Annotated in this window: 9 protein-coding genes; 2 read left to right on the top strand and 7 right to left on the bottom strand. The window is 61.2% G+C overall.

The window, feature by feature from the left end; genetic code table 11:
- Window positions 1-13: 13 nt before the first annotated feature.
- Window positions 14-1414: a PQQ-binding-like beta-propeller repeat protein gene (locus tag U1A53_RS07280; protein ID WP_322279942.1), complete on the top strand. Its 1401-nt coding sequence runs from the start codon at window positions 14-16 to the stop codon at window positions 1412-1414.
- Here the strand turns inward: U1A53_RS07280 and U1A53_RS07275 are convergent.
- The 3 genes from U1A53_RS07275 to U1A53_RS07265 form a co-directional block, all read right to left on the bottom strand.
- Window positions 1408-2682 (bottom strand): MFS transporter, encoded by a 1275-nt coding sequence (locus U1A53_RS07275; protein ID WP_322279941.1) that lies wholly within the window; start codon window positions 2680-2682, stop codon window positions 1408-1410. The genes U1A53_RS07280 and U1A53_RS07275 overlap by 7 nt on opposite strands.
- A gap of 10 nt (window positions 2683-2692) precedes the next feature.
- Window positions 2693-3871 carry an enolase C-terminal domain-like protein gene (locus U1A53_RS07270; RefSeq protein ID WP_322279940.1) on the bottom strand — a complete coding sequence of 393 codons (1179 nt, stop codon included), beginning with the start codon at window positions 3869-3871 and terminating at the stop codon, window positions 2693-2695.
- 80 nt (window positions 3872-3951) lie between these two features.
- Window positions 3952-5379: a hypothetical protein gene (locus U1A53_RS07265; protein ID WP_322279939.1), complete on the bottom strand. Its 1428-nt coding sequence runs from the start codon at window positions 5377-5379 to the stop codon at window positions 3952-3954.
- Window positions 5380-5453: 74 nt separating this feature from the next.
- Here U1A53_RS07265 and U1A53_RS07260 point away from each other — a divergent pair, with 74 nt between their 5' ends.
- Window positions 5454-6989, top strand: coding sequence for a hypothetical protein (locus U1A53_RS07260; RefSeq protein ID WP_322279938.1), 1536 nt, complete (start codon window positions 5454-5456; stop codon window positions 6987-6989).
- A 25-nt stretch (window positions 6990-7014) separates the two neighbouring features.
- On the opposite strand, the gene U1A53_RS07255 is transcribed toward U1A53_RS07260, so the two are convergent.
- The 4 genes from U1A53_RS07255 to U1A53_RS07240 all read right to left on the bottom strand — a co-directional run bounded on the left by U1A53_RS07255 (window position 7015) and on the right by U1A53_RS07240 (window position 13340).
- A complete protein-coding gene (locus U1A53_RS07255) occupies window positions 7015-9240 on the bottom strand; it encodes an NADP-dependent isocitrate dehydrogenase (protein ID WP_322279936.1) in 2226 nt (741 codons plus the stop codon).
- A 203-nt stretch (window positions 9241-9443) separates the two neighbouring features.
- Window positions 9444-10850, bottom strand: a complete 1407-nt coding sequence (locus U1A53_RS07250; protein WP_322279935.1) for an alkaline phosphatase D family protein — start codon at window positions 10848-10850, stop codon at window positions 9444-9446.
- A gap of 39 nt (window positions 10851-10889) precedes the next feature.
- Window positions 10890-11591 carry an SGNH/GDSL hydrolase family protein gene (locus U1A53_RS07245; protein ID WP_322279934.1) on the bottom strand — a complete coding sequence of 234 codons (702 nt, stop codon included), beginning with the start codon at window positions 11589-11591 and terminating at the stop codon, window positions 10890-10892.
- 15 nt (window positions 11592-11606) lie between these two features.
- Window positions 11607-13340 (bottom strand): exo-alpha-sialidase, encoded by a 1734-nt coding sequence (locus tag U1A53_RS07240; RefSeq protein ID WP_322279933.1) that lies wholly within the window; start codon window positions 13338-13340, stop codon window positions 11607-11609.
- Window positions 13341-13355: the final 15 nt, after the last annotated feature.

Below are 13355 nucleotides of genomic sequence, written 5' to 3'. Positions count from 1 at the left end.
ACGTTCTGGCTTCATGAAGCATCTGAGCCTCGTTTTTTCCATTCTTGCCTCCACCTGCCTTGCTGAATCCAACTGGCCGCAATTTCGCGGCGAAGGCGGACTTGGAATCGGCAGCGGCAAGCCGCCGGTGGAGTTTTCGAGCGAGATGAAATGGCAGGTCGAAGTGCCGCTGGGACATTCCTCGCCGTGCATTTGGGGCGGCAAAATCGCGCTTACCGGACTCGATGGTGGCAAGCTGGTCACGTTTTGCCTGAATCGTGCCGATGGTCGCGAACTGTGGCGTGTGGCGGCTCCGGCGGAGAAGATTGAAGGCGCACATCGCATCGGCAGTCCCGCCGCACCGACGTGTTGCACGGACGGCGAGCGCTTGATCGCGTATTTCGGCAGCTATGGCGTGCTGGCGTATGATTGGAACGGCAAGGAGCTGTGGAAGAAGCCGCTGCCCGCGCCTGTGGTGGAGTTTGGCACGAGTGCCTCGCCGATCATCGCGGATGGGAAGGTGATCATCGTCGCGGATCAGGATGTGGGCAGTTACATGATCGCGCTGGATGTGAAAACGGGCGCGGAAGTGTGGCGCGTGGATCGCAGCGAGTTCCGGCGCGGCTTTTCGACGCCGTTCGTCTGGAAGCATGATGTCATCGAGGAGCTGATCGTGTGCGGATCGCTCTGGACGCGGAGTTATGATCTCAAGGATGGCAAACAACGCTGGTCCGTGCGCGGCATGGCGCGCGTATCGAATGCGAGCCCGGTGGCCGCGGATGGCGTGCTGCTGCTGGTGAGCTGGAATGTCGGCGGCGATGACGATGATCGCGTCGAAATGGAACCGCACGAGACCTTCGTGGCGGCGCATGATGCCGACAAAGACGGCTTGCTAACGCTCGCGGAGTTTCCAACGGGCAAAATCAAAGACCGCTACTCGCAAATTGACGCCGACAAGGACGGCAAGGTGACGAAGGCCGAGTATGAAGTCATACGAGGCATGTTTGCGGATGCTGTGAATCAGCTCTTTGCCATCAAACCCGGCGGCAGTGGCGACATTACCGACACGCACGTCGTCTGGCAGGTGAACAAGCATCTGCCGTATGTCTCGTCGCCCATCGTGGCGAACGGTCGTGTCTTCACGATGAAAGGCGGCGGCCTTGCCTCTGCCTACGACGCCAAAAGCGGCAGCCCGATTTATCAAGCCGAGCGTGTCGAGGCTGCAGGCGATTATTATGCCTCCGCCGTGACCGCCGACGGTCGCATCTACATCACGTCGCAACGCGGCACGGTCGTCGTGCTTGATGCGAAGAGTGACAAGCTCATCGTCCTCGCGCGCAATGATCTCAAAGCCTCCGTGTTCGCCTCGCCGGCCATCGTCGATGGTGTGATCTACATCCGCACGGACAAACATCTATTCGCGTTTGGTCAGTGAGCGGATGTGCCGTCGAACATGTTTGGTTTGGTCTTGAGCAGCAGCCAGAACAACGCGGCACTGGCATACAGCGCCGTGAAGCCGATCAACACCGCATCCCAGCCACCGGCATTGGCCAGGAGCCACGGCACCACGACCGGAAACGCCGCCGCGCCGAGGTTGCCGCACATGTTCATCACCCCGCTGACCGTGGCGACGTGCGAGCCGCCGACATGCATCATCACCGTGCTCACGCAAGGATTGGCCACGGCCGCGCAGAACATGCCGAGACTGATGATCAGCACCGCTGCGAGCGCATTGCTGACAAACCAGGCCGAGAACACCAGACAGGCACAAACAAACAGCGCGATGGCCGGGATGCCCTGCCGGGCCAGTCGCTGGCTGCCGGTCTTGCGCAGCACCGCATCCGACACCGCTCCACCAAGCAGCGAACCGGTCAGATCGCCTATGAGCGGCAGTGCGGTGAGCCAGCCAGAGGTGATCAGTTCAACACCGCGTGCCTCCTGCAGATACGTCGTGAACCAAGTGCCAAAGAAAATGTAGCCCGCCGAACGAAACGCCTGTTGCACGCAGATGCACCACATCGCCGGACTCGTCATCAGCAGCCGCCACGGCATGGCAGGTGGTTTTGCATCCACATTCTGCGCACGTTCCGAGCCGACGGTGATCATTTGCAACTCCGCTTCATTCACCGCCCCATGCTCTGCTGGATGATTGCGAAACCAACGGGTGAACCACACGGCCCACACGATGCCCGGCAGCGCATACCACAGGAACATCGGCCGCCAGCCACAGGTGAGCACCAGCGCTGCCGTCAAAGGCGCGCCCACGATGCTGCCCGCCGACATGAATCCACCGAAGGCGCCCGAGGCCAGGCCCTGTCCCGCACGCGGAATCCATCGCGCCATCACCGAAATCGCCACCGGCACCAGACCCGCCTGCGCGACGCCCACCAGCGCGCGAGAGACGACCATCGACGCAAATCCACCCATGCCAAACAGCGCCGTGGCCAGGGACCAGAGCACCGCAAACAAGGGCAGTGCGCGACGCGCACCCAAGCGCAGGGAAAGCGCCGCGGCAGGAATCTGACACAGCGCATACGACCAAAAGAACGCGCTGCTCAACCAGCCGGACTGCTCCTTGGTCAGCCCTAGGTCCGCGCGGATCGTGCTTTCCGCCGTCCCCACCGCATTGCGTGTGAGATAAGCCAGCGCCGCCGCAGCGCAGAGACCGGCGAGGACGATGAAACGGGTGTTGGTGGCTTTCATGGCAAGGAAATCACCAATCCGTCACCGCGCCATCCGGGCTGAACTCACGCAGCACGATCTCCTGCTGGAAGGGGTGCTTCTTCACCTCGGCTTCGTTGATGGTGATGCCGAGGCCGGGTTTGGAGTTCGGGCGGACGATGCGGCCTTGTTTTTCGACGATGAAGCCTTCCTCCACCACGTCCTGACGCCACGGCACGTCGTTGTGGACGGTTTCGCAGATGATGTAGCTCGGCTGGCTGAAACCGAACTCCAGCGACGCGGCGGTGCTCACCGGCCCTTGCGGATTGTGCGGTGCCAAAGCAATGCGATGAGCCTCCGCGAGCGCGGCGATGCGTTTCGCGGCACTGAGGCCGCCGCAGTGCGTGATGTCGAGCTGGCAGATTTCGACGGCACGTTTCTCGAACATGTCTTTGAAGGCCTCCAGGTTCGTCACGCGCTCGCCACTGGCCACGGGCGTGGTCAGCGCGGCGTTGATCTTCGCCAGGCCATCGACGGCCTCGGGCCAGCAGGGCTCCTCGAAGAAGTAGAGGCCGAAATCATCGAGCGCTTTGCCAAACTTAAGACCCATGGCCGGCGAGGGTCGCGCATGGCAATCGACCATGATGTCGATGTCCGGCCCCACGGCATCGCGCATGGCGGCGACGGCTGCCGCAGCGGCGCGGACGGGTTTCATGCCTTCGATGGGCATCGTGCTGGGCACGGCCATGCTCTTGAAGGCTGTGTAACCATCCGCCACGGCCTGCTGCGCCAGTTCGGCGAAGCGTTTCGCGTTGTCGGCGGGCGTTTGATAAAAATCCTCCATCTTGCCGCCGCCGAGATGGCAGTAGGTGCGCACCCAATCCCGCACCGGCCCGCCAAACACCTTCGAGAGCGGCATGTTCGCCACCTTGCCCACGATGTCCCACAGCGCGAGGTCGATGCCCGCAATCGCTGTGGCGCGCACGATGCCGTGCCCGTGCCAGAAGTGCTGCCGGTACATCATCTGCCAAAGGTATTCCACCCGCGTCGGGTCCTCGCCGATGAGCAGGTGCGACATGTCTTCGATGGCTCCCACGATGCTCCGCGTATGCCACTCCAGCGTCGCCTCACCCCAGCCGATGAGGCCGGGCTGGTCGGTGACGACTTTGACAAACACCCAGTTTCGCATCCGGGCATGGCAGACGAGCGTTTCGATGGCGGTGATTTTCATGGGTGTATAATTCGGAGATTTTGAACCGCTGATATGACGCTAATGAGACGCTGATAAATCCATTAGCGTCTTATTAGCGGTTAAGAAGAAATTCGCTTTGCAATGGATTCGATAAGTTGTTCCAAACTCCCCGCCGCGACGACGGCGATGGTCTCTTGGTAGATGCCGGTGTCGTAAAGCTCGCGAGGCGGCAGATACGAAGCGCCCCAGTCGGCGGCGATGGTGGCGATGAGGATGATCTTGTCGGGGAAGCGGCAGCGGAGTTCGGTTTGGAGAAGGTTGTAGCTTTCGCCCTGCACGCCGAGCCAGGTGGCATCGCCGAGGTGCCAGAGGACGACTTGGAGTGGGTAGGTTTCGCCGGGCGGGAGCTGGCGGAGGCGATGGAGGAGGCGGGTTTTGCGTTCGGCCATGGCGCGGCAGTCGGCGGCGCGGGTTTCATCGCCAGCAGAGCGGGCGTCGGCTTCGTCGGCTTGGAATTGATCGAGTTCGGCCTGGGTTTGCTCGGCGGTGGGCTGGCCAGGACGATAGCGTAGAGGCTCGTGCCAGCGTTGGAGCTTCCAAGTGGCTTTTTCGGTGAGGTCGATGCGTTGATGCTTCCACGAGCCGAGCGTGGCACCGGAGACGACGGGGCCAGCATACACAAAGGTCGTCCCAGCGGCGGGAAGAGCGGTGAGAGCCGACAAAGCGGCGTAACCGAGTTCGCGACCGTTTCGATCCGCCACGGCGGTGTCGCCGACGAAGCCTTCGCGCGGCCCGAGTTCGCCGCTGGCACCTTGCAGGAAGAGGCAGGGAGCGCCGGTGTCGCGTTCAACGAGTTCGCGCATCGCGCCGATGTAGTCGGGGCTGATGAGCGTGTTCTCCCATGCGAGCGTGGTGGGATGGCAGGCGTAGTTCACGATGCTGGCGAGCATCTTGCCATCGTCATCGGTCACACGGGCGACGATGACGGTGTCATCCACGGGCACGCCGGGATTGTGACCGCAGATGAACTGCTTCCCGTCCCAAAAATCGCGATGCGTGGCCAACGAGCACCTGCCACGGCCATACACGATGCCTGCGGGCTTCAACGAGGCGATAGCGTCGCGGATCAAAGCGCCCGCTTTCTCGCCGAGCGACTGCAAATACGGCGGAATCAAATCGCCACCCGGCAACGACGCACGATCCAGTCCCATCAGGCCCGCGCCATGTGTGTGCGAGAAGGCGACGAGAATCTCCTCCTTCGCCACACCGCCAATCTCGGCTGCTTGAGCGACGAGATTCGCGTGCTCGGTAGCTCCCATCACGCAATGATCGAGCGCGAGCAGGATCTGCTGTGCGCTGCCTTCCATCGGCGCGAACACCGTCGCAGTGGCCCGCAGCGGCCGATGCACGCCTGTCGCCCGCTCATGCTTCGCCGCGCCCCACATGCGATGGTAGATGTCCGCCGGCGGCGTGATGTCGCACCAGGCGAGCGCGAAACGGCAGCGGCTTTGCGGCTTTGGGTCTTCCGTGCGGGACAGCGTTGGCATTCGACATCAAAGGTGCCTGACGGGACCAACTTTCAACGCGCAAAGAATCCAGCGCTCTTCTCGTAGTGCTTCGCATGAAATCTTCCGTTCTCGTCCTCTTCCTGGCGGTTTCGTCTTTCCTCTTCGCCGCCGATCCCATCGACATCGGTTCGCGTCGTGAATTGTTTGTGGATGACTTCTTGATCGAGAAGATGACCGGCAAGGCGGAACAGCGCCTGCATCATCCACAGCCGCAGGAGATCGCCATCAAGCATGACATGCCGTGGGAGGGCAGCGGCACGGGTTATCACAGCGTCTTTAAAGACGGCGACAAATACCGCATGTATTACAAGGCGTGGCAGCTCACCGTCACACCGCCGGGAAAAGTGAACACGGGCGAGCATCCGCTCTTCACCTGCTACGCGGAGAGCGATGACGGCATTCATTGGCGCAAGCCGGAGCTGGGTTTGTTCGAGTTCAACGGCTCGAAGGCCAACAACATCGTCCTCTCTCCAGGAAAGATGGGCGCGGCGAATCCCGACCCCGGCCACATCGCGATCTTCAAGGACGACAATCCCGCCGCGAAGCCAGAATCACGCTACAAGGCCATCGTGCGCTCGGGTTCACCCAAAGGTCTGCTCGCCTTCCAGTCCGCGGACGGTTTGCACTGGTCGCCGATGCAGGAGACGCCGGTGATCACCGATGGAGCCTTTGATTCGCAGAATCTCGCCTTCTGGGATGCGAATAGCGGCGTGTATCGCGCCTACTGGCGTTATTTCACCGGTGGCACGACAGACGAAAAGAACTGGAAGCCCTCCGGTGATCGCGCCATCCGCACGGCCACATCGAAAGACTTCCTCCATTGGGAAAATCAGCACGATCTGAGCTACGTCGATTCTCCGAGCGAGCAGCTCTACACAAACCAGGTGAAGCCCTACCATCGCGCGCCGCATTTGCTGGTCGGCTTTCCCACGCGCTACATCGAGCGCGGCTGGTCGGAGAGCATGCGTGCGCTGCCGGAGCACGAGCACCGCGAATGGCGTGCGAAAGCCAACCAGCGCTACGGCACGGCGATCACCGAGGGCCTCTTCATGGCCAGCCGCGATGGTGTGGCGTTCAAGCGCTGGAACGAAGCCTTCTTGCCGCCCGGCATCGAACGTCCCGGCTCCTGGAACTACGGGCAGCAATACATCGCCTGGCATCTGGTCGAGACCAAATCCGCACTCGAGGGCGCACCGAATGAACTCTCGCTCTACGCAGGTGAAAACTACTGGACCGGCACCAGCAGCGAACTGCGCCGCCACACGCTGCGCCTCGACGGCTTCGTTTCCATCCACGCGCCAATGAAAGGCGGCGAACTCATCACCAAACCGCTCACCTTCACCGGCAAGAAGCTCACGATAAACTTCGCCACCTCCGCCGCCGGTGGCGTGCGTGTCGAGATTCAGGATGCGACTGGTAAAGTGATGCCCGGATTCTCCTTGGAAGACTCCGAAGAGCATTTCGGCGATGCCATCGAGCGCACCGTCGTGTGGAAAAACGGCAGCGACGTCAGTTCACTCGCCGGAAAGCCGGTCAGGTTGCGTTTTGCGCTCAAAGACGCGGATCTCTACTCGATCAAGTTCGAGTAGAGACACCCATGCGTTCAGACCTCTCTCACACCTTCGCCAGGATCGCGTTGAACGTCGCGCTCGGGCGGAGCGCGGCATTTGCTTTGACGGTGTCGGGCTTGTAGTAGCCGCCGACTTCGACGGGCTTGCCTTGGACGGCAAGGAGTTCGGCGACGATCTTGGCTTCGTTGGTGGTGAGTGCTTCGGCGATGGGCTTGAACTGGGCTTGCAGCTCGGCGTCGGCGGTTTGCGCGGCCAACGCCTGCGCCCAATACAGCGCGAGGTAGATGTGGCTGCCGCGGTTGTCGATGGTGCCTAGTTTGCGGCCGGGGCTGCGGTCGTTTTCGAGGAACTTGCCGGTCGCGGCGTCGAGCGTGTCGGCGAGCACTTTGGCTTTGGCGACGCCGAAGGTGTCGGCGATGTGCTCGAAGCTCGGGGCGAGGGCGAAGAACTCGCCGAGGCTGTCCCAGCGGAGGTAATTCTCTTCGAGGAACTGCTGCACGTGCTTCGGCGCGGAGCCGCCGGCACCGGTTTCGAAGAGGCCGCCGCCATTCATGAGCGGGACGATGGAGAGCATCTTCGCGCTCGTGCCGACTTCGAGGATGGGGAAGAGGTCGGTGTTGTAGTCACGCAGGACGTTGCCAGTGACGGAGATGGTGTCTTCACCTTTGACGATGCGCTCCAGCGAGAACGTGCAAGCCTCAGCAGGCGTGAGGATGCGGATGTCGAGGCCGGTGGTGTCGTGATCTTTGAGATACTTCTCCACCTTGGCGATGATCTGGGCGTCGTGGGCACGAGCTTTGTCGAGCCAGAAAATGGCGGGCACGCCGCTGGCACGGGCACGTTTGACGGCGAGCTTCACCCAATCCTGCACCGGCGCGTCCTTGGTCTGACAGGCACGCCAGATGTCGCCCTGATCAACTGCGTGCTCAAAGAGCACTGAGCCAGCGCTATCGGTGACGCGGATGACGCCGTCGGCGGGAGCTTCGAAGGTCTTGTTGTGGCTGCCGTATTCCTCAGCGGCCTGGGCCATGAGGCCGACGTTCGGCACGCTGCCCATCGTCTTCGGGTCGAGCGCACCGTTCTTTTTGCAGAACTCAACCGTGGCTTGGTAAATGCCGGCATAGCTGCTGTCCGGGATGACGGCCAGCGTGTCCTGCTCCTTGCCGGCGGCATTCCACATCTTGCCGCCGCCGCGGATCATGGCAGGCATGGAGGCATCGACGATGACGTCGCTCGGCACGTGCAGATTGGTGATGCCTTTGTCGCTGTTCACCATGGCCAAAGCGGGACCGTTCGCGTAAGCGGCCTGGATGTCGGCTTCGATCTCTGCTTTTTTGTCAGCAGGGAGCTTGTCGAGCTTCGCGATGAGGTCGCCAAAGCCGTTGCTAAAATTGACGCCGATCTCGGCGAGCGTGGCGGCGTGCTTGGTGATGAGGTCTTTGAAGAACACGCTGACGGCGTGGCCGAAGATGATGGGATCGCTCACCTTCATCATGGTGGCCTTCATGTGGAGAGAGAACAGCACGCCATCGGCCTTTGCCTTGGCGATCTGCTGCTCGAAGAAGGCGACGAGCGACTTCTTGCTCAGCTTCGTGGCGTCCATGATCTCGCCAGCTTTGAGCGCGAGCTTTGGCAGTAGCACCTTCGTGCTGCCGTCCTTACCAGTGAACTCGATCTTCACTTCCGTGGCTGCTGGCACGCACACGGATTTCTCGTTCGAGAAGAAATCATCCTTGCCCATCGTGCCGACAGTGGTCTTCGAATCGGCGGACCACTTGCCCATCGAATGCGGATGCTTCTTCGCGTAGTCTTTGACGGCCTTTGGAGCGCGGCGGTCGCTGTTGCCCTCACGCAGCACCGGATTCACGGCGCTGCCCATGACTTTCGCGTAGCGGGCCTTGATGTCCTTCTCGGCGTCCGTCTGCGGATTTTCAGGGAGATTTGGCAGCGCGTAGCCTTTGGACTGAAGCTCGGCGATGGCGGCCTTGAGCTGGGGTTGCGACGCGGAGACGTTCGGCAGCTTGATGATGTTCGTGGTGGGCTCCAGGCAGAGTTTGCCGAGGTAGGCTAGGTCGTCATTGATGCGCTGCTCAGGTGTCAGAAAATCCGGGAACTGGGCGATGATGCGGCCCGCCAGCGAGATGTCGCGCGTCTCTACCGCGATGCCGGACGACTTCGTGAACGCCTGCACGATGGGCAGGAATGAAAAGGTGGCGAGGAGCGGCGCTTCGTCGGTGAGCGTGTAGTAGATGGTAGGCTTGGCGGACATGGGGCGGGGGAAACGGGATTTTGAGAGTGTGAGAGGTAAAAAGCGGGGGAAGCGGGTCAAGGTGCTTCGCGGGGGAAGGTCAAGTGCTGCGCGTCAAAGAATCAAGGAAGTCAAGATGGGCGCTGATGAGCGCAAAGGAGCCGGGAGCACCTTTTTGACCACCTTGACGGCGAAGCCTTGACCTCTTGACGAATCTGCCCGCCTCAAGGCACTGTCTTCGTCACCGAATTCAGCACCTCGCCGTGATCGTCGCGATGCTCCAGCACGAGCTGGGCCTCGTCATTAACCGTGACATGCAGGAAGCCGCCTGTCGGCTCCTTGTAGATGTAGGGCTGCTTGATCTTGCCCTCGGGGTCCGTGGTCTTCGGGCCGCCGGGTTTTTCGCCACGGATGGCATTTTCGTCATTCAAAGCACCAACGGAAAACTCCTCCACGCCGAGCGGATGGATGCTGTGGTATTGCCAATGCCTGTCACCGCAAAAGGTGAGGACGTTGTTCAGGCCGTTGTCCCGCAGCCATTGGAAAAAGCTGTCCGCCTCGTGTTTGAAGCCCGCGAGATTGGTGTGGTTGTCCGTCTTGCTGTTGCGATCCGGCCCGACCATTGGCGTGGGGGTGATGATGACCTTCCACGCGGCATCGCTGGCTTTGAGCGTCGTTTGCAGCCACTCGCGCTGTTCGCGGCCCCAGATCGTCTTTTCAGGACCGTCGGGCATTTTGTTCGGCGAGCGAAAGTCGCGTCCTTCGACAAACCAGAGCTGCAAATGCTTGTGAACGCGATGCGTGCGATAGGTGGGCGTGGTGCGGTCCTCTTCATCGAAGATAGGCATCTGCTCGCGGAAGATTTCGATGCCCGTGGTCGGTGCTGGGAGCTTTTCGCCACGGAGATCGGCGTCGTTGAAGCGGAAGTCGTGATCGTCTTTGGACCAAAAAGCCGGTGTGTGGGCAAAGAACTCGATCATGCGCGGAAAGCGGAACTGCTCGTGCCATTTCTTCCGCAGCTCCGGCAGCGTCTGTGCCGCAGGTTTCGCGGGATGATCGTAATAGACGATGTCGCCCGTGCCGATGAAGAAATCGGGCTTCAAGGCCGCCATGGCGGCAAAAGAGGGATAGCCAAGCTGCTTGTCCTCCTCCGTCGCCGTCACAGGGCCGCCGCCGTTGGCTTTGCCGTGCATGAAGGCGTGGTAGTTCATGCAACTGCCCATGCAGAAGCTCAGGGGACCGCTTTCGCTCAGCGTCTTGAAGCTGCGCGTGGGACCGGGCTTGGCGGTTTCACGAGTTTCGCCGAAAACGAGGCGGTAGTGATAAAGCGTGCCGGGTTTGAGCCTGCTGACACCGCTGCGGACGATGAAGTCGCGATCCGCCTTAACCTCGGACCACTTGCTGCGTGTCGGCTGGGCGAAATCCGCCGACTCACTCCACTCAAAATACGCGGTGCCTTCTTTTCCTGGCACATCGCCGTTTTCATCAAGCACCGGCCCCGGAATCACCGTGAGGCGGCTCTGAAGGAAGACCGAGGTCGCCGTGACTTCACCGGCCATCTCACCCTGGGCATGGTAGATTTCGGCGTAGCAGGCTGTCGAAAGAAGAAGAAGAACGGCGATGAGTTTCATGCGCCACTGAACAGCCACGGAAGCAGCCTTCTTGCTGCGTTATCGTTTCGGCAGCGCTTTGAGAATGGACTCGATGCACATGTCGGCGAGCAAGCTGTAAGCCGGCGCGGTCCAGTGGAAGCGGTCGCCACGGGCGAGGGCGCGTTGGTCCACGAGCACGCTGTAGAAATCATTCACCGGCACCTGCATCTCCGCCATGACCTTCGCCGCCATGCGGTTGTGCTCGATGATGACGGGATTGACTTCGGGATCGAGGTTGGCGGGCTTGTCCTTCACGGTGACGGGCGTGCTGCTGGCCCAGATGAGCTTGGCGTTTGGCAGCTTCGTCTTGATGACCTCGACGTAGGTTTTGGTCAGCGGCTCGTAGGTTCCAGGCTTGATGCGGCCCTCCTGCCAGCCGTGCAGGCCCATGTTGAAATGCACCACGTCATACGGCCCGTGCATGAGCACATCGGCCAGCACTTTGTTTGTGTGCTCGGACTGGCAATACGGATTCGCCCAGACATCGACGTAAGCCTTGCCCTCCAGCGCGGCGATGGTGGCCTTGCGATAGCCGCCGACGATGGAATCGCCGATGAGCAACACGCGCGGGAGCTTCGGATCGGTGATCTTTGCCTTGTCGAGCTTCCAGCCCTGGCCGTCGGCGTGCAGGCGGGCGTCGGTTTCTGTCGCCGGGGCAATCTTGGCGGGTTCGGCGGCACGGATGGAGAGGGCGAGAAGGAGAAAGACAAGAAGGCGCATGGGAAATGTGGATGATTAGCGGACTGCATCACGGATGGCAGGCACAAGCAACTCCGCAACAAGCTGGTGGCCCAAGTCACCAGGGTGCATGCCATCGGCCACCATCTCCTCAATGGTCGTTTTGTTTTGGGCCGCGAAGGCCGGATAAGCAGCGTGAACATCGACGAGCGGCACCTTCAGTTCCGTGGCGAGTTTTCTGAGCGCCTCGTTGTAGCGGACGAGATTCAGCGACTCGAAACCGTCCTCGGCATCGGCGTTGTAGGGCGGCTTGCCGTAGAGTTCGCGGAGCTTGGAGGTCCAGCGCAGCGGATTGGTGGTCATGAGGATGACTTTCGCGCCTTGCTTCTGCGTTTCGGCGATCATGACGCGGTAATTTTCGATGAAACTCTCCAGTGTGACGCGCGGCCTGGTCATCGGTGGCTTGCGCCAGACATCGACCGCCGAGTCGTTGATGCCAAACTGCATCACTACGACGCGTGGCTTATGGCGCAGCACATCCTCTTGAAGACGTTTGCGAGCCTGCGCCGTCGTGTTGCCGGGGATGCCTGCGTTGTGAACGCCAAGCGAGGAGCCGATGCTCTGCAAAGCGGTCTCCACGTGCTCAGCATACACTTTCAAGTTGCCACGTGGCGCAGTGGTGGAATCGCCGAACATGATGATCCCGCCGGGCTTCGGTTGCGCCTTGGGTGGTGGCACGAAAACAGGGATCTCACCAGCGCCGAGATCGGCCGTGTTGATCTTCATCCGCAAGCCGCCCTGCATCGTGGTGATCCAGAGCTCGCCAGGTTTGCGCTCGTAGAGGTAGGGGTAGGACACGCGGCCTCCGGGCACATAATTCGCCGCGACGATGACTGGTTTTGACCACGAGGCCGTTTCATCGTCGGAGAAAGCCAAAGATAGCTCCACACGGCTCGAACCACTCGTCGGATCATGCCGCGGTGGTGCATTCCACAGCAGCGCGATGCGGCCATCGGCCAAACGTGCCATCTGGGGGCAACAGGTCACCGAATGGATCGCCGTTTGCTTCAAACCGTCCCACTTCAAGCCATCGCGCGAGGTCGCTTCCCACAAAAAGCCCGACTCCGTGCGCAGCAGCAGGTAGAGCGAGCCGTCCTTGCGTTCGATGACGCTGCCTTCGAGCGATCCTGCGTGATCATGCGTGCCGATGCCGTAATCGAGCATGTCGCCGCGCTGCCAGGTCTTGCCGAGATCGTCCGAGACCCACATCACCGTCGCATGCCGCCACTGCGGGATGATTTCCTGCCCCACGAGCACGATGCGGCCGGTTTTCATCTGAATGAGCGAGTGAATGCAGCCGCACCACGGATCGCTGAGCTTCACCGGCGTCTCCCACGTCTTGCCGTCATCAGTGCTGCGACAGGTGTAGGTGGGCAGCACGAATTCCTTCCAGCTCACATCCTTCTCGCCCCAGCGCCAGCCTTTGGGCTGTTTGCGCTCCGCACCATTCATCCATGCGGAGATGACGACGCCTTCACGGGTGCGCAGCAGGGCGCGTTCGCTGCTCACGGTAAACTTCGCAGGCTCTGCAAACAGCGGCGTGTTCGTCCAGGTGCGACCTTCATCTGTGCTGCGGAGTGCGGTCTTGGAGTCGATGCACAGCACACCGCCATCTGCCGTGCTCACGAACGGCCCTTGATGCGCGAAGGTCAATGCTGAGGCTTTAGGGTGAAGCGTCGGCGCATCGGCAGCGAAAGCGGAGGCACTGAGGAGCAGGAGGAAGCGTTTCATGCCAGAATCAGACGC

It is taken from the genome of Prosthecobacter sp. (genome assembly GCF_034366625.1).
Lineage (GTDB): Bacteria > Verrucomicrobiota > Verrucomicrobiia > Verrucomicrobiales > Verrucomicrobiaceae > Prosthecobacter.
The sequence above is the reverse complement of the archived record's forward strand: the minus strand, read 5'-3'. Positions and strand labels throughout refer to the sequence as shown.